Annotated in this window: 19 protein-coding genes; 4 read left to right on the top strand and 15 right to left on the bottom strand. The window is 50.5% G+C overall.

Annotation, left to right across the window (positions count from 1 at the left end):
* Window positions 1-8: 8 nt before the first annotated feature.
* Window positions 9-1,196 (top strand): IS91 family transposase, encoded by a 1,188-nt coding sequence (locus MKZ32_RS10280; protein ID WP_239797175.1) that lies wholly within the window; start codon window positions 9-11, stop codon window positions 1,194-1,196.
* A gap of 374 nt (window positions 1,197-1,570) precedes the next feature.
* Here the strand turns inward: MKZ32_RS10280 and MKZ32_RS10285 are convergent, their stop codons facing one another.
* Window positions 1,571-2,224: a glutathione S-transferase family protein gene (locus MKZ32_RS10285; RefSeq protein ID WP_239797176.1), complete on the bottom strand. Its 654-nt coding sequence runs from the start codon at window positions 2,222-2,224 to the stop codon at window positions 1,571-1,573.
* Between the two features lie 193 nt (window positions 2,225-2,417).
* Window positions 2,418-2,969, bottom strand: coding sequence for a YdeI/OmpD-associated family protein (locus MKZ32_RS10290; RefSeq protein WP_239797177.1), 552 nt, complete (start codon window positions 2,967-2,969; stop codon window positions 2,418-2,420).
* A 279-nt stretch (window positions 2,970-3,248) separates the two neighbouring features.
* Here MKZ32_RS10290 and MKZ32_RS10295 point away from each other — a divergent pair, with 279 nt between their 5' ends.
* Window positions 3,249-3,731 carry a winged helix-turn-helix domain-containing protein gene (locus MKZ32_RS10295; RefSeq protein ID WP_239797178.1) on the top strand — a complete coding sequence of 161 codons (483 nt, stop codon included), beginning with the start codon at window positions 3,249-3,251 and terminating at the stop codon, window positions 3,729-3,731.
* A gap of 21 nt (window positions 3,732-3,752) precedes the next feature.
* Here MKZ32_RS10295 and MKZ32_RS10300 read toward each other — a convergent pair whose 3' ends face one another.
* The 6 genes from MKZ32_RS10300 to MKZ32_RS10325 form a co-directional block, all read right to left on the bottom strand.
* Complete coding sequence (locus tag MKZ32_RS10300) at window positions 3,753-4,382, bottom strand: REP-associated tyrosine transposase (RefSeq protein WP_239797179.1); 630 nt, start codon at window positions 4,380-4,382, stop codon at window positions 3,753-3,755.
* Window positions 4,383-4,474: 92 nt separating this feature from the next.
* Window positions 4,475-4,900, bottom strand: coding sequence for a hypothetical protein (locus MKZ32_RS10305; protein WP_239797180.1), 426 nt, complete (start codon window positions 4,898-4,900; stop codon window positions 4,475-4,477).
* Between the two features lie 334 nt (window positions 4,901-5,234).
* Complete coding sequence (locus MKZ32_RS10310; RefSeq protein WP_239797181.1) at window positions 5,235-7,598, bottom strand: Tex family protein; 2,364 nt, start codon at window positions 7,596-7,598, stop codon at window positions 5,235-5,237.
* Between the two features lie 110 nt (window positions 7,599-7,708).
* Window positions 7,709-8,095, bottom strand: coding sequence for a lactoylglutathione lyase (gloA, locus tag MKZ32_RS10315; protein WP_239797182.1), 387 nt, complete (start codon window positions 8,093-8,095; stop codon window positions 7,709-7,711).
* A 69-nt stretch (window positions 8,096-8,164) separates the two neighbouring features.
* A complete protein-coding gene (locus MKZ32_RS10320; RefSeq protein ID WP_239797183.1) occupies window positions 8,165-8,461 on the bottom strand; it encodes an antibiotic biosynthesis monooxygenase family protein in 297 nt (98 codons plus the stop codon).
* Between the two features lie 416 nt (window positions 8,462-8,877).
* Window positions 8,878-9,312, bottom strand: coding sequence for a hypothetical protein (locus MKZ32_RS10325; RefSeq protein ID WP_239797184.1), 435 nt, complete (start codon window positions 9,310-9,312; stop codon window positions 8,878-8,880).
* Window positions 9,313-9,340: 28 nt separating this feature from the next.
* Between MKZ32_RS10325 and MKZ32_RS10330 the strand changes: the two genes are divergently transcribed.
* Complete coding sequence (locus tag MKZ32_RS10330; RefSeq protein WP_239797185.1) at window positions 9,341-11,122, top strand: InlB B-repeat-containing protein; 1,782 nt, start codon at window positions 9,341-9,343, stop codon at window positions 11,120-11,122.
* Window positions 11,123-11,316: 194 nt separating this feature from the next.
* On the opposite strand, the gene radA is transcribed toward MKZ32_RS10330, so the two are convergent.
* The 7 genes from radA to queF all read right to left on the bottom strand — a co-directional run bounded on the left by radA (window position 11,317) and on the right by queF (window position 18,851).
* Window positions 11,317-12,675, bottom strand: a complete 1,359-nt coding sequence (radA, locus tag MKZ32_RS10335; protein ID WP_239797186.1) for a DNA repair protein RadA — start codon at window positions 12,673-12,675, stop codon at window positions 11,317-11,319.
* Window positions 12,676-13,096: 421 nt separating this feature from the next.
* Window positions 13,097-13,972 carry an SEL1-like repeat protein gene (locus MKZ32_RS10340; protein WP_239797187.1) on the bottom strand — a complete coding sequence of 292 codons (876 nt, stop codon included), beginning with the start codon at window positions 13,970-13,972 and terminating at the stop codon, window positions 13,097-13,099.
* 234 nt (window positions 13,973-14,206) lie between these two features.
* Window positions 14,207-15,151: an oxygen-dependent tRNA uridine(34) hydroxylase TrhO gene (gene trhO, locus MKZ32_RS10345; RefSeq protein ID WP_239797188.1), complete on the bottom strand. Its 945-nt coding sequence runs from the start codon at window positions 15,149-15,151 to the stop codon at window positions 14,207-14,209.
* A 229-nt stretch (window positions 15,152-15,380) separates the two neighbouring features.
* The gene (locus tag MKZ32_RS10350; RefSeq protein ID WP_239797189.1) at window positions 15,381-15,953 is read right to left on the bottom strand and encodes a response regulator transcription factor; all 573 of its coding nucleotides are present in this window, start codon (window positions 15,951-15,953) and stop codon (window positions 15,381-15,383) included.
* Window positions 15,950-17,218 carry an ATP-binding protein gene (locus MKZ32_RS10355; protein ID WP_239797190.1) on the bottom strand — a complete coding sequence of 423 codons (1,269 nt, stop codon included), beginning with the start codon at window positions 17,216-17,218 and terminating at the stop codon, window positions 15,950-15,952. The genes MKZ32_RS10350 and MKZ32_RS10355 overlap by 4 nt, the downstream gene beginning before the upstream one ends.
* 283 nt (window positions 17,219-17,501) lie before the next feature.
* Entirely contained in the window at window positions 17,502-18,332 is an 831-nt protein-coding gene (locus tag MKZ32_RS10360; RefSeq protein WP_239797191.1) for an NYN domain-containing protein, read from the bottom strand.
* Window positions 18,333-18,416: 84 nt separating this feature from the next.
* Window positions 18,417-18,851: a preQ(1) synthase gene (queF, locus tag MKZ32_RS10365; protein ID WP_239797192.1), complete on the bottom strand. Its 435-nt coding sequence runs from the start codon at window positions 18,849-18,851 to the stop codon at window positions 18,417-18,419.
* Between the two features lie 60 nt (window positions 18,852-18,911).
* Here queF and smc point away from each other — a divergent pair, with 60 nt between their 5' ends.
* Entirely contained in the window at window positions 18,912-22,436 is a 3,525-nt protein-coding gene (gene smc, locus MKZ32_RS10370) for a chromosome segregation protein SMC (RefSeq protein ID WP_420887764.1), read from the top strand.
* Window positions 22,437-22,457 lie beyond the last annotated feature (21 nt).

Below are 22,457 nucleotides of genomic sequence, written 5' to 3' on the forward strand. Positions count from 1 at the left end.
TCACCAGCATGGTGCGTCCCGTACTGGAGGTCGCTGATATCTTCCGCGCCCAGGGTCCGGCATGGCGAGCAGCTCAGCAAGGGCATTTGAGTTTAGGGCAACTGAAGGTCATGTCAGCCATCGAACAGTGCCGCAGCGCGGCGCTGGGAGGGCATGTGTTGCATTGTCCAGCGTGTGCGCATGACGAAATCGCGTACAACTCCTGCCGTAACCGGCATTGCCCAAAGTGTCAGGCCAGCGCCGCCAAGCGTTGGCTCGAAGCCCGTCAGACCGAGCTGTTGCCGGTGGACTATTACCATGTCGTATTCACCTTGCCCGCGCCGATCAGCGCCATCGCTTACACCAACAAGGCGGTGATCTATCGTTTACTGTTTGAGGTGGCGGCCGAGACGCTGCATACCATCGCCGCCGATCCCGAGCATCTGGGGGCACGCATTGGGGCAACGTTGGTGCTGCACACTTGGGGATCGGCGCTTACACATCATCCTCATGTGCATGGCATTGTTCCCGGCGGTGGGTTGTCATTGGATGGGGAGCGTTGGGTGGCGTGCAAGCCGGGCTTCTTCTTGTCGGTGCGTGTGTTGTCGCGATTGTTTAGGCGGCGCTTCTTGGAAGAGCTGGCGCAGGTTCATCGTGCTGGTCAATTGCAGTTCTTCGGTGAGTATGCGCAGCTGAGTGAAGCGACTGCCTTCGCAGAGTGGCTTGCTCCGCTGCGCAAGTGCGAATGGGTGGTATATGCCAAACGCCCCTTTGCCGGACCTGCGGCAGTGTTGGTGTATCTGTCGCGTTACACCCATCGGGTGGCGATCGCCAATTCTCGCCTGATCGCGCTGGATGAGCGTGGTGTGACTTTTAAGTGGAAAGATTACCGAGAGACGGGGGGAACACGCCACAAGACGATGACGCTCAAGACCGACGAATTCATGCGGCGCTTTCTATTACATGTGCTGCCCAGTGGATTTCACCGTATCCGTCACTACGGCCTGATCGCTAATTCCGGTCGGCGGGAGAATCTTGCACGAGCGCGCGAACTGTTGAATGTGGCACCGGTGGAGCCCAAAGAGATTGATGTGTCGAACGAAACGGTTACACCGACCTTCGTTTGCCGGGAATGTGGTGCGGCGATGATCGTGACTGGAATATTGGCACGCGCATCAAACATCCGAGCGCCACCACCGTGTCGAGGTGTGACATGAGCATCAGCGGGTTTCGACAATCCAAACGACATCGGTCAATACCGATACGAGAAGGCGTTGCCTGGCGATGTAAAAACGCCATTCCTGGCGCACCGCCTCAATGTGAAATTGCAAATAGTCGCTCCGATACCGGATGCCTGGGTCAGCTGAGCCGTGTCATCGTTAGCTCAAACGATGGGATCTTCATCTTCAGCCGCAGCGTGATTCCTCAAATCCCCATAGGTCTTTGCCCACACTAACGCGCACCAGCAGCATCACCGCGGTTTCCTCCCTGAAGGCTTGTCAGACGCCTGCCCCACTGAGGGTCGTTGCATCTTGCTCGGGCTGCGACTAAGGGCAGGCATCTGACAACCCTAAACCACAGCGGACCTTTATCAGCCTGTCGGTGGCTTACCAGTGAACACCGCCAATTGAGCGTCGAAAGCACGCTTGAAGGCGGGTCGCGCTTCGCCACGGGCGACATAGGCGAGGAGGTTCGGATATTCGTCCAGCAAACACGATGCATTCAACCTAAGCAGTACCGCCACCATCAAAAGATCGCCCGCGCTGAACGCACCATCGAGCCAGTCGGCATCACCAAGACGAGCGGAAAGTTCGCCCAGCCGGTCACGGATGCGATCCTCGACGAGAGGCAGGCGCTGCTCGGACCAGGGCTTGTCACCCTCCAGGAGCTTGGCGGTATAGAGATCAAGGATCGGCGGCTCCACCGTGTTGAGCGCGGCAAACATCCACGCTATCGCGCGCGCCCGGGCATTTTCATCGTCTGGCAGCAGGCCTGCATGGTGCTCCGCGATATGGAACACGATGGCCCCCGACTCGAACAGGGCGAGATCGCCTTCTTCATAGGTGGGAATCTGCCCGAAAGGTTGAAGCGCTCGATGCGCGGGTTCCTTCATCGCACTGAACGAAACAAGACGAACTTCGTAAGGTTGACCGACTTCTTCGAGGGCCCAGCGAACCCGCATGTCGCGCGCGAGTCCTTTACCGCGATCGGGCGATTGTTCAAAGGCGGTGATGGTGGGGGTCATTGGAAGACTCCAGTTGATTGCATGACGCCATCGTGCGTCATGTAATTGATTGCGAAGGTACTTCTCATAGTGCTTTCTCCTTCAGTTTAGTCTTTCACTTTACATGTGTTCTCTATCCGGTAGTCCGACCTGCGAAGCGGCTTCGGCGTGAAGAAATTGTTAGGCGTATGTGAAAACATAAAGATGGATTGACCTAATCTACCGCTTTGGGCGCGCTGAAGGCTTTACTGTAGTAACCCGACGGATCGAAACAGCAAACCCGACGCTTTCCAGAAGCGAGCATGTCACAAGCATTACTAATCCGCTGCGCACGAGTCTTGGGCTGTTTGGCTGAAGTGATCCAATGTATCCAGTCCACGCGTGCGATGGTGGTTGTATCGTTCCAAACGGCTCGAGCCTCGGGAGTGGTCGTCAGGGCTTCTTGTAGGTCAGGGGGAATCTCAGGTTCAGGCTCTTGCTCAACTGATTTGACCTCGAACGTGACAATGTCGCCAATGTTTACGTCTGCGGTTTCGAGTAGCTCCTTGTTTACGCGCAGCCAATGACTCAATTGGCCATCTGGCTCAAGCGTAGCCCGGAAGCCATGGCCGTTGATGGTACCCTCTATCGTCGTCCTTCCTCGTCTAGGAAGCTTTCCGCTCGCATCCCTGGGCAGAATCACAAAAGCCCACGAAGTATCACCGCAAGACTTTGCCGGACGAAGCAGTTTTGCTTTAAACCGAGATTTTGTGTCTTTTCGTGTCATTCCGAATCAGTCAAGTAGAGTGGGCACGTCTTTGCCTCGTAGAGGTTCTCGCACCCGGAGGGTGTGCCCAAGCGGGTAGCGTTAATCATACCCAGCACCGCATTTACCATCGCAACAGCCCAGTCATGCGCATATACCCCATCACGCAAATAAACGAATCCGCGTGGGCACAAAAACGTGCCCACCCTACATGGCTCCAGCGCACCGAACGTACCCCCTTGACGCGGCGTTTCTTTTGTGTTGAAATACAGACAACCAGACAGAAAGGAGTCCGCCCATATGAAAACCGCGCAAGAAGCCGCTCACACCATCCTTGGTGAACTGAAAGCACCCACAGCATCCAAGGACTTAGCACGGCTAGCGCTCGAGCGCGGGCTTCTCACGAGTAACGCGCAAAAACCGATCGATAGCCTCGCCCAAACAATCGAGAAGAACATTCGCGACAGGGTCTACAACAAGCCAGAACTCAAATTTGTGTACAGCCCCGCTGGTCGGCTGGTGGGTCTTCCAGATTGGGAATATTCCGAACCATCTGCCTCCACTTCTCTCGCTACACCCTCCACCCCCACAGCTCAGCTGAAGGAGTTGACTGTTCGGCTCCCGATCGATATCGCAGAACAGGTACAACTCGCTACATACGCGAAAGTAGCTGAAACCCTCGATGACACCGTTGCTTTGCTTCTGCAGAAGGGGCTGGCATCGGTCGCACCACACATAGAGCAGGCGCTAATGGCTCGGGTACGTAGGCTTGGCGAGGCATGAACAGGAAGGCGGAGGGTAACTTTAGCTGCACTGGACGCGCTGAAGCGCGCCGGTGAGCATGACGTTAGCCAAGTAGGGTAGGCACGTCTTTGTGCCCACGCGGGCAGCGTTAATCATACCCCAGGCCCGACTTTCCGTCGCAACAGCCCAGTCATGCGCATATCTCCCATCACGCACATAGCGGTGAAATGTCGAATGAAGCCAATCAACTGCACGTTGTACATGCCCATGTTTAACCGGATTGAAATGAATGTAATCGACATGGCGGGCAAAATCATTTTCATCATGAATTTGGTGTTCCCAGAATCGCCGTTGCCAGATAGTCGATTCGCGATGTTTGAGTTTTGAGGCAGTCACCCAGTCGGCACGACGATAATCTTCTCTGCAGGCCAAAGAAACCGCTCGCTTGATCCTCATCCAACGGGTGGAAAAATCGGCATCACCATCAGGTAATGTCCACACGCAATGTAAATGATCAGGCAACAATACCCATACATCAATGACGAAAGGACGCGCCACACGTATCGTTTCGATTGCGGCGCGCAAGGCGTTACGAATCGCTTCGTCACAAAGAATCGGCTGCCGCCGGTAAGCGACCACCGTAAAGAAATAGCTTGAACCTGCAGCCATTGCGCGGCGATAACGTGACATAGCTGTCTACTCCAAAATGACGAATCCGCGTGAGCACAAAGACGTGCCCACCCTACATGGCTCGTTGGGTGTCACATGGTTGAGATATTTTGTCATTTATTCTTTTTAGTCCAATTGGATTCGTCACACGCGAAATAGATGGAGAGCAAGATGTTGTAACTAGGATGACCCCCACGGTCAAGCGGAACGCTTGTAACCATACCAGCCGTCCGCGCTGCGATTAGTCCGATTGAATTCCGCTTAGAGCATTCAACCAACTTGGGATACGCTGCCTGTAAATCAAGTATTCCAGCTACGTAGCCGCGAAACTCAGCTGCTTTCATGGCAAGTTCGAGAAGTGCGGTAGGATCATTAGGGGTTTTGTCTTTGCTCAGCACTTGTTTAAGTGCAGCGGCGCGTTCATATATTTCCTCCATCGTATAGGAGGGCACGATGCCGTCATCAGCGGCTGTAGCATACGCCGTGGATATAACGCAAAGGGCACCGGCAAAAATGGACAAACGAAAAAAAGTACGCATTGTATGTGACACCTAACGAATAGCGTTTATCTGCCGCCCTCCCCAAACTTGTTAAACCCGCAACCTTATTGGCGGCGGATAAACCTCGTTGGACTGAACCATAGGAGATCGGAACCTATGGGGATTGTAAGGTTTTGAAGTGTGGCGTCAACCCAATGTCATGAGGGGACGGCAATGAGTGAAGAAGAACGGATATCCTGGAGAGCATTTATGTCCTGCACCGACACCAAAACGCCGCACAAACTGTCCGGTCAAAGTCAAGTAGGGTGGGCACGTCTTTGTGCCCACGGGCAGCTGAACAAAAACGAATCAATTTGCATTTTCTACCGGCACTTTACGTTTTAATTTTTGAAAAAGCGGCTGCCATAGCGCTTGGTACGGTTCGTGGAAGCTCTCGTTGCTTGTCTCCCACTGCGCTCTTTGTATGGCTCAGACTATCTTGCTGTCTCTGTGTGTTCCTTGGTTCTGGCTTACCGTTTGATTGCGGTGCAGCATCGGTCAAACGCATGGTGAGCGCGACACGCTTGCGTTTTTCGTCCACTTCCAGCACTTTCACCTTCACCACCTGTCCCGTTTTAACGATCGTGTGCGGATCTCTAACGAAGCTATTCGATAAGGCTGAAATATGTACCAGTCCATCCTGATGCACACCAATATCCACGAACGCACCAAAGGCAGCAACGTTGGTAATGACACCTTCAAGAATCATGTCTGGCTTCAAGTCAGACAATTGTTCTATGCCTTCCCTGAAAGTGGCTGTGGTAAATTCAGGACGCGGGTCGCGCCCTGGTTTCTCTAGCTCTTTCAGTATGTCGTAAATGGTCGGAAGTCCGAATTGCTCGTTCACATATTTGGCGGGACTGAGCGCATTTAATAGCTGGCTATTGCCAATAACAGATTTAATATCTTGCTTGAGCTCCGCGAGGATACGCTGCACCAGCGGATAGGATTCAGGATGGACGGCAGAGGCATCGAGCGGATTGTCGCCTCCCATGATGCGCAAGAAACCCGCTGCCTGCTCAAAGGTTTTTTCACCCAAACGCGGAACCTCGCGTAATTGAGCACGAGAGGTGAACATACCCTTGATGTCCCGGTAAGCCACAATTCCCTGCGCCACGCTACTGCTCAACCCGGAAACGCGCGCCAGCAAAGGAACGGATGCGGTATTAACATCGACACCAACAGCATTAACACAGTCTTCAACTACGGCATCGAGTGAACGTGCCAATTGGGATTGACCGACATCGTGCTGGTATTGTCCGACTCCGATCGATTTAGGGTCAATCTTCACCAGCTCGGCCAACGGATCTTGCAACCGTCGTGCAATCGACACCGCGCCACGCAGTGATACATCCATATCAGGCAGCTCACGCGAGGCAATTTCGGATGCCGAATAAACCGACGCGCCCGCCTCGGACACCACGACATTGGTCAGTTTCAGCTCTGGATGGCGCTTGATCAGTTCCAGCGCCAATTTGTCTGTCTCCCGCGAGGCCGTGCCATTGCCGATAGCGATCACTGCTACGCGATGTTTTTCGGCTAATTTTGCCAGGGTATGCAAGGAACCATCCCAATCATTTCTCGGCTGATGCGGATAGATGATGGCGGTGTCCACTACTTTCCCCGTCTCATCCACTACCGCTACTTTGACTCCGGTGCGTATCCCCGGATCAAGTCCCATCGTGACGCGTGGGCCTGCTGGGGCGGCCAGCAACAAATCTTTCAAATTGCGCGCGAATACATTGATCGCTTCTTTTTCCGCACGAACCCGCAATGCGCCCATCAACTCCGATTCCAAATGCACAAAACTTTTCACACGCCATGTCCAGCGCACGGTATCGACCAGCCAATTGTCGGCAGGTCGATGTTGCTGAGAAATGCCAAAACGATTTGCAATACGTATTTCGCAAGTGTTATGCGGCGCACTCCAATTTGTTTTGTCTACCTCGCTGTCGAGGCGCAATCGCACATTCAGCATTTCCTCGCGACGGCCTCGCAATATGGCTAAGGTACGGTGTGAAGGAATGGTCTTGATCGATTCAGCGTAATCGAAATAGTCGGCATATTTCGCTGCAAGCTCTTCCTTGCCTTCAATCACTTTAGATTCCACGATGCCATGCTCTTGCACATATTCGCGCAGGGATTGAAGCAAAGTCGCGTCTTCCGCGAAACGTTCCAACAAGATTTGGCGTGCACCATCCAGTGCCGCCTTGATGTCTGGCACGCCGGGGTTGTCGCATTGCTCAACAGTAAATGGCGGTTTCAGGTATTTGGCCGCTTCCTCTTCCGGTTGGAGCATTGGGTTAGCCAGCAATGAATCGGCAAGCGGTGCCAGCCCCGCCTCTAGCGCAACTTGCGCCTTGGTGCGCCGTTTGGGTTTGTAGGGTAGATACAAATCTTCCAGATGCGTCTTGTCCTCGGCATGCGTGATTGCATTCAACAACCCCGGGGTCATCTTGCCCTGCTCAGTAATCGAGGTAATGATCGTAGCGCGACGTTCTTCGAGTTCACGCAGATAACGCAAGCGCTCTTCCAGCAGCCGCAATTGAATATCGTCCAATCCACCAGTCGCCTCCTTGCGGTAGCGGGCGATGAAAGGGACCGTTGCACCCTCATCCAACAAGGCAATGGCTGATGCAATTTGTGCAGGCTTGGCAGCAATTTCTACTGTGAGCCGTTGTTCAATAGATGGGAGCATGGGTCGACTAACTTAGTGAATTGAATAAAACCCCATTCTGTTATTTCAGAGCTGAGGGTATGTGATTTATGCAGAACGTGCTTTATTCTGGCTGAAAAATATCTGCGAGGTCAGCTCTTCTTTTGAATAAACTCGATTTTGTATCCATCCGGATCGGATACGAAAGCAATAACAGTTGTGCCATGCTTCATTGGCCCCGCTTCTCTGATTACGCTCCCACCTTTTTGCTTAACGAGTTCACATGCCTGGCTAGCGTTATCGACTTCAATTGCAACATGACCATAACCTGATCCAAGATCATATTCTTCGACGCCCCAATTGTAAGTGAGCTCTAAAACAGCACCCTCTTTTTCATCCTGGTACCCCACAAATGCCAGTGTGAATTTTCCGTCTGGATAATCATTTCGACGCAGCAATTTCATGCCGAGCACTTCTGTATAAAAAGCAATTGAACGATCCAGGTTGCCCACTCTGAGCATGGTATGAAGAATTCGCATAAGAGTCTCCAACTGATTAATCAAGCACCCCGCCGCAAGCAACAAAGAGCAGCAGTGGTATATTTTTACTTAATATTCGAATAGAACGTTAAAAAGAGCCGGGGTCATTTCCACACCCATCTGATGTAACTTCTCTTTCATGGGTGCTGCGCTTTTTTCAAAGGCCTTCCAATATATCTCTTCATTTTCCCACACAGCCACGTTGATGAAATTGAATCGACTATCCGGCTTGAGGCTCTTATGAAACTTTCCACTGATGAATCCAGGCTGCTTGGTAATATCTACTTTGATAGCCTCCCAAAGCTTAACAAATTCATCTTCCTTACCATTCGGAACTGCAAACAAGTTAATCAGAGTCACGGACATAAAACACCTCCTCTAAATTGAAATTCTTACAGGTTCCACCGTGCTTATCCGGTTAGCCCCCATAAATAAAACATTGTTCCACTGCAATTAGCGCAAGCTATACTAGGTTTTCCCTCTTTGAACGTAAAATCTTAACCTCTCCCAATTAGTTAAGACATCTGCCCCTGTTCCAATTAGGTTCAGGGCTTTTTTCAGGACGTGTGCCACCGGATTTGGCACCACCCAAGAAGCTAAAATGAGGATCGGAGTATTATTTCACGGGCGGATTTAAATCCGCCATAATTTTTTATGATCTTTTATTGTGTGAACTTCAGCCACTTTAGGGTAAAACTGCACGGTAATTAAAACTCCACCCCATCCAGATAGCTTCCCCTTGCGACTCTTGACAACTCTACACCTCGAAATGGAGCCCGCTCTCAATCCGTAGAGGTGTAGTATGTTGTAAAATCCAACGATACAAAGAACGCAAAATAAATCATGCCAGGCAACTTAAACTCCAATGTTGTAGCTGTTTTGTGGATATTGCTGACGATCATCTCAATCCCATCCCACGCACAGCCATTTGAATCCATTACTGGCCGGGTCGAATCTTTCACCCGACCCGCTGACGATGGTGTCTCACCCTTAAAGCCCCGTCGCGCGAGCATCTCTCCCTCACCACATTCAATCTCGATTGGCACCCTTTCAAATGAAAAAAAATCAGCCGAAACTAATGTCGATTCGCGCCCCGGTACGCCCCACAAAATTGGCTTCGGCCGCGAAATTCCCCAACTGAGAAATCTCACTGATACCGCTAGCCAATTAAAGTGGCAGAACACGCCCCAGGGCGGAAAGATTGCAGCGATCAGCATTACATCACCTCAGGCAACGGGAATCCGCATGGGCATTTTGGTGCGCCGCATGCTGACGAAAGCTACCTTCCGCTTCTATTCTCAGGGATCAGAAGTCTCCTACGAAATTGCCGGCAAAGAGATCATGGAGACCATCCAGCGAAATTTGGATGCAGGCGACAGTAGCGACGCGGCCCGTACCTATTGGTCGCCCTATGTCGAGGGCGAAGAAATGACCCTGGAAATCGAATTACCGTTGGGTATCAGCCCCGATACACTTGAAATTGCCATTCCCAGCGTTTCTCATTTTTTTTTTAGCATCCTCCGGGCTGCGGGAGAAAAGATTTCCAAGATTGGACAAGCCGCGAGCTGTGAAATCGATGTGTCGTGCTACAGCGAATGGAGTCCTGAAAGCAAATCCACAGCAAAAATAACCTTCGTCGATTCTGGCAGTAGTTATCTGTGCTCGGGAACACTGCTCAATGACGCAGCGTCAAGTGGGACGCCTTATTTTCTTAGCGCTAATCACTGCATCACCAGTCAGACGATTGCATCGACACTACAAACCTTCTGGTTTTATCGCTCTGCGGCCTGCAACAATGGCACGCTTAATTCAGAATTTCAGACACGCACCGGTGGAGCAACATTACTCTATGGCAGCCAGACAACCGATACGTCCTTCATGCAGCTGAACAAACTCCCACCGGCCGGAGCGTTATATGCTGGATGGTCCCCGAATACACCTGAACTATATGCTTACGTGACGAGCATCCATCATCCGCAAGGCGATTTGCAGAAAATAAGTTTCGGCAGGTTTCAATCTTTTCAGGACTGTACTGCTACAGATCCGTTCACGGACACTTATCAATGCACATTCGCAAATAAAGACAACGGGAAATTTCTCGATGTTGCCTATACTTCTGGGATTACAGAAGGTGGCAGTAGCGGCGCCGGTTTATTCGAGACAATTAATAGCGCCCATTATTTAATTGGTCAGTTGAGGGGAGGAAATCCAAGCTGTTTTGGAAGTGGAACAGATGAATATGGCCGCTTTGATATCGCATACAGCGATAGACTTCACCAATGGCTGAACGCGGGTCCGACGTTTTTACTATCTGTCAGCAAGCTTAATAACGGCAACGGCACTGTAATTTCATCCCCGGACGGAATCAACTGCGGGACGAGATGCAACGCGCCTTTTACCCGCGGAACCAATGTCACACTTACAGCTACACCTGCTTCGGGTTTTATTTTTTCCGGGTGGAGCGGAGCATGCAGTGGCACCAGTGCTACCTGTTCCGTTGCCATGAATACGCCCCAAAGTGTAACCGCAACCTTCTCCCCCGTTGCCACCCCTGGCACCGTTGTCGAATATTACAATCCCGATCTGGATCATTACTTCATTGCGGCCGATCCCGGCGAGCAGGCTTTTGTTGACAGTGGCGCAGTTGGACGCTGGCAGCGTACGGGGGTCAGGTTCGCGTCTGGCGGAAATGTGCCTGTCTGCCGCTTCTACGGCAGCGTCTCGCCCGGGCCAAATTCTCATTTCTATACAGCCAGCGCAGATGAATGCACGCAGCTTAAGCAATTGCAGGCGACAACGCCTGCAACACAAAAGCGCTGGAATTTCGAGAGTCTCGATTTCCTGACGATGATGCCCATGAATAACACATGTCCCGCCGACACCGCGCCGATATATCGCGCCTACAATAATGGATTTAGTAAAAACATCGACAGTAACCACCGGATCACCAGCGATCAGGCAGCGATTCAGGAAGTGGTAGCTCGCGGCTGGATCAATGAAGGTATAGTGATGTGCGCACCGCAGTAAGCTCTGCTTCGTTATCCTAAAAATCCCGATACGACGATAGAGATGTCTTGATTGCTCGGATCGATAAAGCGCACTTTCAATTCGCAGAAATTGAAAAAGTACTTGGAATTCCCATCTATTTTTGCAGGCTAGGGTTAATGGCATAATTTATAACATCATGATTTAAAAGATGGCATGAATTATATTGAACATCCCTAGCGCATTTTCGACACCGCATCCTCCACCCGCTCCACTGCAATAATTTCCATACCTGCTATTTCTTGCTTCGGCTTGTTAGCCTTGGGAATAATGGCTAGGGTAAAACCTAGCTTGGCAGCCTCTCGTAAGCGTTCCTGACCACGCTGCACCGGACGTATTTCGCCAGCCAGGCCGACTTCCCCAAACACTACCAATTTTTCTGGCAGAGGTTTATTGCGTAGCGAAGAGACGATGGCCAACAATACGGGCAAGTCGGCACCCGGCTCGGTAATTTTCACTCCGCCCACCGCGTTGATAAACACATCTTGATCAAAACAGGCGATGCCTGCATGGCGGTGCAGTACGGCCAGCAACATGGCCAAACGATTTTGTTCCAGGCCCAATGAAAGGCGGCGCGGATTGGGCGAATGCGCCTCATCCAGCAGGGCCTGGATTTCGACCAATAGCGGACGCGTACCTTCCTGCGTCACCATCACGCATGAACCAGCCACTTGCGCGCCATGCTGCGACAAAAACAACGCGGAGGGGTTACTCACTTCACGCAAGCCTTTTTCGGTCATGGCGAACACACCTAGCTCGTTTACTGCACCGAAACGATTTTTGAACGCACGTATCATGCGAAAGCTGGAGTGGGTATCGCCTTCGAAATAAAGCACTGTATCCACGATATGTTCTAGCACACGCGGGCCGGCCAACGTGCCATCCTTGGTGACGTGGCCTACCAGAATCATGGTCACCGCTGTGCTCTTCGCCATGCGCGTGAGTTGTGCTGCAGATTCACGCACCTGCGCTACTGAGCCGGGAGCTGATGTGAGATGTTCAGAATACATGGTCTGGATGGAATCGATCACCACCACATCAGGTTTTTCCTGCTTGATAACAGACTGAATTTTTTCCAGCTGAATTTCAGCCAACAGGTACATTCCCCGCGCATCCAGCGATAGTCGCCTGGCGCGCAAGGCAATTTGCTGCGCCGATTCCTCGCCACTGACATATAAAACTTTTTTATGTGTAGCGAGATGCGCCAGTGCTTGCAACAGCAGGGTAGATTTACCTATTCCAGGATCACCACCGATCAAAACCACACCACCACTCACTAACCCGCCACCCAACACGCGATCAAACTCGGCGATACCGGTTGGCGTGCGCGGGACTTCTTCCGCTCCTACTTCGGCCAGCGTCTGCATCATGCTCATTGTAGCCAGCGAGCTGTAGCGATTTTTTCCGCTAGTTTCCAATTCCGCCACACTTTCCACCAGCGTATTCCAAGCCGTGCAATGCGGGCACTGCCCCTGCCATTTTGAAACCTGCCCACCACATTCAGTGCAGCTATATATTATTTTTGCTTTCGCCATAATTACCTTTTATTTGGAGCAAAACAGGAAAAATTGGCGCCGTCAAAAATTAAAATTTCTAAATAAGGCCAGGTTTAAACGAGGTTAGACATGAGAAATTTTTGCTGCGGGATAAATCGTCTTGAATAAACAAAAAGCTCAACGCATAGCCGGCACCATCAATAACCGGCATCTAGCTTGCATAAAAAAATCTGCCACACATATCACCCGTGCCTATAAGGCAAAAATTTGCTTCCTAGTGGCAGAGAATAAGCAGCAGGGCGCAATACTCCATGTCCCAAACTTCCCACCAAACTCAATTGGGTTCCGGCAAGCATTGTTCATGCGAATGTATGATGAGTATTGCTGCACTTTATACATTCTGGGCAGGCTCTTGCTTTTATAAAGCCTTCAATGTAATTCGTCCGTTGATCACCAATACCTATGAGTGGGATTTTTTCCAATCACTTGCCAGTTCCTTCGCTTCGGAAATTTGGGATGCTGTCATAAACGATTCCGCAATCTTCAATCCATTTTTTGCACTTTCATCACCCGCCTCACTGGCAAGATTGAACCATTTATGTGCTTCGACATAGTCCTGTGTAACACCATGGCCTTGCGCATACATGAGCCCCAAATTGTTTTGTGCGACCGGATGTCCACTCTCTGCGGCCTTACTCCACCAAGTCACAGCTTGCTTTTGATCCTGTTCTACCCCTTCACCCGTGTCGTACAGGCCGCCCAAGTTTAATTGAGCATCTGCACTTCCCTGCCCTGCAGCCATGCTGTATAAAAACACAGCCTGCTGGTAATCCTGTGTAACGCCTATGCCTTTCTCATACATAAAGGCCAGGTTGTATTGGGCCACTTCATCTCCCTGCTCTGCAGCCTTACGAAACCAAAACACAGCCTGCTCGTCGTCCTGTGTAACACCTTGACCTTTTGCATACATAAATCCCAGATTATATTGTGCCTCTGAATTTCCCTGCTCTGCGGCTTTAAGCAACCAGAACACAGCCTGCTGGTAATTCTGTGCAACACCTTCGCCTCTAGCATACATAAGCCCAAGATTGTTTTGGGCCAATGGCTCTCCCTGCTCTGCTGACTTGCGAAACCAAGGCTCTGCTTTCTGAAACTCCTGAGTAACTCCCAGGCCTTTTGCGTATATTAGTCCCATATAGTTTTGTGCCAGTGCATGTCCCTGCTCTGCAGCTTTCTTAAATGATTTTATGGCTTTAGCGTAGTCTTTGCTGGCTATAAACTTTTCACCTTCTTCAAAGTCTTTAGTGACCGCCCCTGCGGGTGTTGATGGCTTCATAAATTTCTCTCCGTTATTTTAATCGTGGCTAGCGGCAAATCTAATTAACGCTGTGGGAATAAGTTTATAAGTCAGAATCATTGATCACACAATGGCTGGCATCTTCGAATGATGTCATCAATTGCGCGCCGATGTCGAGAATATATTTTGTTTTTTCTTCAAGCGGGAAGTAGCAATTTTCTATCGCACAATTGGCCCCGTTTCTGACTAAAATGTAAATAGCCATTTAAGGCATTAGCTCTCGCTTTGCGTTTCTGTTTGTTTTTTTTGCGTCACCCCAATGTGCGAATCACCCCGTTTAAGCGCCAGTGCATTCTGTTTTTGCCGCTCAACAGCACGGGCGCGTGTTTTTTCCGGCAGGGTATCAAAACAATGCAGGCAAGATATGCCCGCTTGATAACTGGGTAACGCCTTATCATCCTGTGAAACGGGATGACGGCAGGCATAACATTGATCATGCGTCCCTATTTTCAGGCCCTGTCCAACAGAAATTCGCTGGTCGAATACAAAGCATTCACCCTCCCACATGCTTTTTTCAGCAGGAATATTTTCCAGATACTTGAGAATCCCGCCCTGCAAATGGTAAACCTCCTTGAAACCCTGTTCGAGCATGAAAGAAGTGGCTTTCTCACACCGAATTCCGCCCGTGCAGAACATGGCAATTTTTTTATGCTTTGCGGGATCAAGATTTTTGCTGATGTACGCGGGAAACTCGCGAAATGTAGTGGTGTGGGGGTCAATTGCACCTCGAAAAGTTCCTATGTCGTATTCATAGCCATTTCGTGTATCAATTAGCACTACCTCTGGATCGGAAATTAGAGCATTCCAGTCTTTTGCGTCCACATAGGTTCCGACCTTTTCGTTCGGATCCACTCCTGGTACGCCTAGCGTGACAATCTCTTTTTTCAGGCGGACCTTCATTCTGTCAAAAGGCATTTCATCAGAATAGGACTCTTTATGTTCGATACCTCTTAATCGCGCATCAGTCCCGAGAAAATTGATCAATGCATCTACCCCTGCGCGCGTGCCAGCGACCGTTCCATTAATACCTTCCGCAGCCAGCAAAATTGTTCCATTGAGTCCTTGCGCAATGCAAAAATCGAGCAGACCGTTCTGTAACTCACGGTAGTCAGGCAGTTTGGCAAATTTATACAGCGCAGCAATAACAATATTAGCCATGAATTATTTAACTCTATTAAAACTTATTATGATATTTCGTAAAGTTTCCAGCTATACAGCACGAAATTCGGGCGCGTATGGCACTAGCTCCGATTATATGCTGGCATTGATTCCAATGTCGTTGTGTGCTGTGTGCCTCGTACTCAACATTGAATATTAAACCGGTTCGGAGCAGCTTTCCAGTCTTGGTACAAGGCAACCATATCGGACTGCTGTTGTTTTTTCTGAACTAGCCACCCCGCTCAGGGTTTGGATGTTTCTGCAACTTGCGTTGTAACGTGCGCCGATGCATATCAAGCATGCGTGCGGCAGCGGAAATGTTACCGCCACAGTCAGCAAGCACCTTTTGCAGATGCTCCCACTCCAGGCGATCCACTGACATTCTTTTCGTTTTAATCACAGCTTCAGCAATGCCTGGCTGATGGTCAAAAGCCGCGACAATTTCATCTGCATCCGCGGGCTTGGCCAGATAGTATGTCGCACCCAGCTTCACTGCCTCCACAGCAGTGGCTATGCTCGAATAGCCGGTCAGCACCACGATGCGCGCGTCAAAATTACGCTCCTTGAGATAGGCTACCAATGTCAAACCTGACGGCCCGGGCATTTTTAAATCAATCACCGCGTGAGTAGGAAGATTTTGTGCAATCATTTGAATGGCTTCATTCACATCTTTTGCCACACTTACCGCGAAACCGCGCCGGGAAAGAGCCTGCGCTAACACCCTGCAATAGGTGACATCATCGTCCACCAGCAACAGCTTGCGCGTGTGCGGTAACGAGTTTTTCAATTCTGGTAAGGTCATATTGAATTCGTCACACGCAAACGAGCCAAGGGCAATGTCACGCGGGTGCACACACCTCCGCCATCCCGATTCGACAATGACAGTGCACCCCCAAACCGGCGTAGTGTGGCATTGACCAGAAATAATCCAAGTCCCTGCCCGCTTTCTTTTGTAGTAAAAAATAATTTTCCGGCATGAGTTTCCGCAGTTGGGGTCAAACCTGTGCCACGGTCGGAAACTTCGATCCTCAATTGCTCTGCATTGCAACTAACTTCCACCTCAACACTGTGCTCCGAAGCGTCGGCAGCATTGTTTAGAATATTGGTGATAACTTGTCCCAGCACTTGTTCCGCTACAATCTGCGGTGCGGGGGATGGACCCATCCAGCGATAACTTACCTGCGCCGAGGGACGCATGCTGCGCCATTGCGCAAGTAAGTCTGCCAGATAACTGTCAAGCGCGATGCTGTAACCACTTTCCGCTCGCGCTTGTTCTGTCGACGAAAGCATGTGCGAAAGCGTGTTTTTACAACGCGTAACTTGGTCACGCAACAAATGCAGCTCTTTTACCAATTCTGGCTGCATCGCATATTCATGTTCAAGTTCTTTAAGCACTACCGCCATCGTCCCCAGCGGCGTACCTAATTCATGCGCCGCACCCACTGCCAGTGCCCCGAGCGCCACCAGATGTTCATCACGCAGCGCGTTTTCACGCACTTCAGCCAGCATGCGCTCGCGTTCGCGCAAGGTGCTGCCCATCTTCACCACATAATAGCCGATCAACCCCACGCCCAGCACGAACCCGAACCACATGATCCAGGCACTTGAGTCTAAGCGGGCAACGTGGTCAATATGAAAATGCGGCAGCGGAATGTATACGAACATCAAGAACGTATAACAGACCACGATTACCGCAGCCAACACCCAAGCATAGATAGCTAACAGCGTGGCGGAAGCTATCGTGAGCGGCAACAATAGCAGCAGCACAAACGGATTGGTGGCGCCTCCGGCCAGATAGAGCAACGCGCTCAGCAACAATACATCTAGCAGCAACTGCGCAAATACCTCAATCTCCCGCACCGGCCATGCGAATTTGAGCCGTATCCAGGTGAGTAAATTGAGTACCAGCAGCACGGTGCCTATCACCGCAAACGGCAACGGCATCCCCATGCCTTTTGCAACCACCAGCACCGCCAAGGTCAGACCGACCACGGCGATATTTTTGAGCACCAACACACGCCGCAAATTCACTGGCGACGATGTTGAAAAAGAAACAAATGGTTTCATTAATTAATCCGGCAATTCAATACTCTCTCGCTTTTAGAGGAGAGAAATGAAGTATAGCAGCACCTTGCTGACCTGCCGTCCGCACACCCACTCACTGACACACGTTATCGCGTGACTTTAGTTAATGGATTGGAATGACAGTAAATGCCCGTGCTTATTTGTAGCCTCCGCATGCGCCGAATGTAAGCTTAACAAGCATAGCTCGGATGGAATGGAATGAATCCGTAGATTAAATTTACACCCCAAATCTGGCTACGCTGCATACGGATTACTTATAGCTCTGCTATTCCGCCGCAACTGGTAAACGTATGGTGTATTGACCTGTTTTTTCATCACGCACCATCATGAGCAGATTGTGCTTTTGTGCGTCCTCCACCAATTCTTTGAACGAACGATAGCCGTAAGCTGATTCAGCAAAGCCCGGCTTACGCCGTTGCATGGTTGGCTTGACCATGGAATACCATATTTTCTCCTCCCCCCGTTCAGCAATCAATGCTTCGATGGTTTCGACAATAAAATCGAGTGCTTCCTGCCGCTTGTCATCTTCAGTCTTCAATAATATTGATTTTTTCGACGTGCCACCGGCAGGTGCTTTTGCCGGAGATTTATTTTCAGCACGTTTTTTCTGTGCTTCTTGCTCTCGTACCAGATCATCATAAAAAATGAATTCATCGCAATTGGCGCTGAGCAAATCAGAAGTCGAGTCCTTAACCCCAATCCCGATCACATATTTGTTGTTTTCTCGCAGCTTTGAAACCAATGGAGAAAAGTCTGAGTCGCCGCTGATGATGACGAAGGTATCGACATGGGATTTGGTATAGCAAAGATCCAGCGCATCGACGACCATGCGGATATCGGCAGAATTTTTACCTGATTGACGCACATGCGGAATCTCAATCAATTCAAAAGCCGCTTCATGCATCGTCGCCTTAAATTCCTTGTAACGATCCCAGTCACAATAAGCTTTTTTGACGACAATGCTGCCCTTGAGCAGTAAGCGTTCAAGTACCTTCTTGATGTCAAACTGCGCATACTTGGCGTCGCGTACCCCTAGCGCAATGTTCTCGAAATCGCAAAACAAAGCCATGTTGGTAATTTCAGGTTGACCAGCCATCTGTTACTCCTAAACTAAGTTTGTTAATAGCTGTACCACACATATCAACTTACTGCTTGACCGGATGAACCCGATTATTACCGACTAGCCTCGCGTATTTGATTGCGTCTCGAACTGCATCAGATCCACTAGCGGCTGCGCTTGCCAGCCAAGCTTACGGTGTTCCGTCACAATATTAGTAAAAATGCCACCACGAACGTAAAATTTGGCGGTCAGGCGCATGAAACGCGGCTGGATGACGGCGACCAAATCATCCAGAATTCGATTGGTAACGTCTTCATGGAAATGCCCTTCATTACGGAATGACCAGATATAGAGCTTGAGACTTTTCAATTCGACGCAGGTCGTATCCGCGATGTAATCGAGGATCAACGTAGCAAAATCGGGCTGACCGGTCTTGGGACACAGACAGGTAAACTCAGGGATTTCCATGTGGATGTGGTAATCGCGCTGGGGATTGGGGTTGGCGAAGGTTTCCAGAAGTTTGCTGGCCACGGTTTTGCTGGGCAGAGCGCTCATTTTGATATGCCTTGTGGGTCGGTTAGAATACAGCGCATTATAATGTCCAACTGATTGAAATTGCGTCTTTCTCACATCAAGATCGCTGGATTCAAATCTTTCGTTGATCCCACCCATATTGCTCTACCCGGGCAGATCGTCGGCATTGTCGGCCCGAATGGTTGCGGAAAATCGAACATCATTGACGCGCTACGCTGGGTACTGGGCGAATCTCGCGCTTCAGCGCTACGCGGCGAATCGATGCAAGACGTAATTTTCAACGGCTCCGGTAAGCGTAAACCGGTCTCGCGCGCCAGCGTCGAGCTGATCTTCGATAACAGTTTGGGTAAGGCTGCCGGCCAATGGTCAAGCTACGCCGAAATTTCTATTAAGCGTGTGCTGCTGCGCGACGGTGATTCCAGTTACCACATCAACAATCAGCATGTGCGACGCAAGGATATAACCGATATTTTTCTTGGCACTGGGCTAGGCGCACGGGCTTACGCCATTATCGAACAGGGCATGATTTCACGCATCATCGAGGCTAAACCGGAAGAACTGCGCGTGTTTCTGGAGGAGGCTGCGGGGGTATCTAAATACCGTGACCGCCGTCGCGAAACTGAACTGCGCATTGCCGATACGCACGACAATCTGCTACGCGTTGATGACATCTTGCTAGAGTTGACCAAACAACTTACCCATCTGACTGGACAAGCAGCGGTAGCCAGGCGTTACTGCGAATTAGAATCGAAGCGCGACACCACGCAACAATTGCTGTGGTTGATGAATAAACAGGAAGCCGAAACACGCCGGGTGCGTTTTACCCAAGGAATTGAGTTAACCAAAAACGAGCTAGAAGCTGAGACTGCGCATCTGCGTGGGATGGAAAGCCAGCTGGAATCCACGCGCAGTGAGCATTACGGGCAGGCTGATGCACTACATGCCAAGCAGGGCGAGCTGTATGCGGCTAATGCTGAGATTGCGCGACTAGAGCAACAGATTGCCCATCTCAACGATCAACGCAAGCGCTTAAACCAGCAGATGGCCAATAGTAAGCTACAGGTTGAACAACAACGCGTTCAGTTACAAGGTATAGAATCTTTACTGGCCCATTGGCAGCAACAACAACAAGAAGCAGACATTCGCGTTGAGAGCTGGGAAAACCGCGCAAACGCCGAAGCACTGCATCTGCCGCAAGCGGAAGAAGCAGCGCGCGCCGGACTGGAGCGCCACAACACCATGCAACGCGAACAGCTCATCTCACAGCAACAACTACAATTGGCCGATACGCAACGCGAACATATCCAACGCAATGTGCAACAACTAGAAACACGCCGCTCACGTTTGCTGCTGGAACAGGACAATCTCCCGCAGGTGGATAGCGAAGCGCTGGCCCAAGCGCAGTGTCTATTACTCGATATGGAGATGAAACACACAGCACAACAGCAGCAGTTGACGGAGTTTCAGGCGCAATTACCGGGGGCCGATACAACACGGCACGATCAACGCACCTCAATGCAGGAACTGGAACGGCAACTGTCGCAGGTGGAGGCGAAACTTTCCGCGTTGCAACAGCTTCAAAATCAGGTCGATAACGACAAGAATCTGAAACAGTGGTTAACCAAACATCAATTAGACCCACTGCCGCGCCTGTGGCAATCCATCGGTATTGAGGCAGGCTGGGAAGATGCACTGGAAGCCGTTTTGCGCGAACGACTCAATGCGCTAGCCCTGCCCCACCTGAACGATGCTGCACATTGGAGTGATGCACCACCAGCCAGGCTAGCTATATTCGCAACGGACAGAGCATCAAATTTCGAAACCCAACAAAATATTGGGCTGACTCCGCTGGGGCAGTTCGTAACCTACCATGATCCACAGGCTGCGCCCGTAGTGACAGACTGGTTGTCTAGTGTGTATGTCACGGAAACGCTGGCACTGGGCTTAAGCTTGCGTGAACGACTGCCTGCCGGTACCTGTTTAGTGACTCCGCAGGGACACCTAATTGGCGCGCATAGCGTGCTATTCCATGCTCCGGACAACCAAGTGCATGGCGTCCTGGCGCGGCAACGCGAAATTGAGCATTTGCAGGAGGCAGCACAACAACAGGCAAAGTCATTGGATCAAGGCAAACACCAGGCAGCACTAGCTGAGGAAACCTATCACACTATCGAAAGCCGCATTGCGCTCTTGCGCGCGGCAAATAGCGAATTACAACAACGTCAACATGGAATACAAGTTCAGATTCTAAAATTAACTCAGGCCAACGAACGCAGCCACGAGCGCGCCGCGCAAATCACGCGCGAATTGCAAGAGCTGGCCGAACAGTCTGCTGGTGAACAATATCAGCATCAGGAAATCGCTGAGCGCATGCACATTCTGCGCGAAAACATTGCGACACAGCAGATAGAAGTGGAGCAGGTGAGGCTGCAAGCTACCGCTCAGGAATCTATGTTGCGTCAACAGCGTGAACGCTCACAAAAAGCGCATCACGAATTGCAGGAAGCTCGCTTTTTTGTTAAGACTTGCACGGGGAAAATCGCCGATCTAAAACATAGTTTTAAACAAATCGAATTGACGCTGGCGCAGTTAGAACAAGCTTTGATACAAAACCATGCTGAGTTAGACCGAATAGAAGACGGCACTAGCAAGCAACAATTGCAGGAGGCACTGCAACAGCGTCAAGCGCGCGAACAGGCGCTGGCCGAGACGCGCAACTTGCTGGAACAAACCACCAGTAATCTGAACAGACTGGAACAAGAGCGCCTGTTGTGCGAACAAAAATTACATCCTCTGCGTGAAAAACTCAGCGAGTTGTCGCTCAAGGAACAGGAAGCACGTCTGCAATATGAACAATGGGCAGCGCAATTGCAAGATGTGGAGGAAACAACATTGCTCTCCCTGTTGGAAAGCGACAATATCAAGCTGAATACGTTACAGAACGAATTAAATCGCCTGAACAGCGACATAAATGGGCTGGGTGCAGTAAATCTAGCGGCGCTCGAAGAATTAAATACGGCACAGGAACGCAAAACCTATCTGGATGTTCAAGCAAAAGATTTGACCGAGGCGATGGACACACTGAAAGGAGCAATCCGCCGCATTGATAAAGAATCACGTGACTTATTGATGACCACTTACAATGAAGTAAATCGCCATTTAGCAGAAATGTTCCCCGTGCTGTTTGGAGGTGGCGAAGCACGCCTGGTGCTAACGGGCGATGAAATACTGGATAGCGGCGTGCAGGTGATGGCCCAACCACCGGGCAAAAAAAATGCCTCAATTCAGTTGTTATCAGGCGGCGAAAAAGCGTTAACTGCGATTGCGCTGGTATTCTCTATGTTCCAGCTTAACCCCGCGCCTTTCTGCCTGTTAGATGAGGTTGATGCACCACTGGATGACACTAATACCGAACGATTGTGCAAGCTGATCCAGAAAATGGCACAGCACACCCAATTCATCTTCATCAGCCACAACAAGATCACTATGGAATTAGCGCAACAACTGGTCGGCGTAACGATGCAGGAACGCGGCGTATCGCATGTGGTGACAGTAGATATTGAGGAAGCCCTACGCCTGCGCGACGATAGCACAATAACCGCATAGCGCTTAGCACGCTACCTGTCA

Origin of the sequence: Candidatus Nitrotoga arctica, from assembly GCF_918378365.1 — a bacterium.
Lineage (GTDB): Bacteria > Pseudomonadota > Gammaproteobacteria > Burkholderiales > Gallionellaceae > Nitrotoga > Nitrotoga arctica.

Coding starts and splice junctions, on each gene's coding strand:
- MKZ32_RS10310 (WP_239797181.1), bottom strand. CDS start 7,598: ATGCTCCCATCTATTGAACAACGGCTCACAGTAGAAATTGCTGCCAAG.
- MKZ32_RS10355 (WP_239797190.1), bottom strand. CDS start 17,218: ATGAAACCATTTGTTTCTTTTTCAACATCGTCGCCAGTGAATTTGCGG.
- MKZ32_RS10320 (WP_239797183.1), bottom strand. CDS start 8,461: ATGTCCGTGACTCTGATTAACTTGTTTGCAGTTCCGAATGGTAAGGAA.
- MKZ32_RS10295 (WP_239797178.1), top strand. CDS start 3,249: ATGAAAACCGCGCAAGAAGCCGCTCACACCATCCTTGGTGAACTGAAA.
- MKZ32_RS10300 (WP_239797179.1), bottom strand. CDS start 4,382: ATGTCACGTTATCGCCGCGCAATGGCTGCAGGTTCAAGCTATTTCTTT.
- MKZ32_RS10350 (WP_239797189.1), bottom strand. CDS start 15,953: ATGACCTTACCAGAATTGAAAAACTCGTTACCGCACACGCGCAAGCTG.
- MKZ32_RS10280 (WP_239797175.1), top strand. CDS start 9: ATGGTGCGTCCCGTACTGGAGGTCGCTGATATCTTCCGCGCCCAGGGT.
- MKZ32_RS10325 (WP_239797184.1), bottom strand. CDS start 9,312: ATGCTGATCGCTGCAATCTTTCCGCCCTGGGGCGTGTTCTGCCACTTT.
- MKZ32_RS10290 (WP_239797177.1), bottom strand. CDS start 2,969: ATGACACGAAAAGACACAAAATCTCGGTTTAAAGCAAAACTGCTTCGT.
- MKZ32_RS10305 (WP_239797180.1), bottom strand. CDS start 4,900: ATGCGTACTTTTTTTCGTTTGTCCATTTTTGCCGGTGCCCTTTGCGTT.
- queF (WP_239797192.1), bottom strand. CDS start 18,851: ATGAGCGCTCTGCCCAGCAAAACCGTGGCCAGCAAACTTCTGGAAACC.
- gloA (WP_239797182.1), bottom strand. CDS start 8,095: ATGCGAATTCTTCATACCATGCTCAGAGTGGGCAACCTGGATCGTTCA.
- MKZ32_RS10330 (WP_239797185.1), top strand. CDS start 9,341: ATGGGCATTTTGGTGCGCCGCATGCTGACGAAAGCTACCTTCCGCTTC.
- MKZ32_RS10360 (WP_239797191.1), bottom strand. CDS start 18,332: ATGGCTGGTCAACCTGAAATTACCAACATGGCTTTGTTTTGCGATTTC.
- trhO (WP_239797188.1), bottom strand. CDS start 15,151: ATGGCTAATATTGTTATTGCTGCGCTGTATAAATTTGCCAAACTGCCT.
- MKZ32_RS10340 (WP_239797187.1), bottom strand. CDS start 13,972: ATGAAGCCATCAACACCCGCAGGGGCGGTCACTAAAGACTTTGAAGAA.
- MKZ32_RS10285 (WP_239797176.1), bottom strand. CDS start 2,224: ATGACCCCCACCATCACCGCCTTTGAACAATCGCCCGATCGCGGTAAA.
- radA (WP_239797186.1), bottom strand. CDS start 12,675: ATGGCGAAAGCAAAAATAATATATAGCTGCACTGAATGTGGTGGGCAG.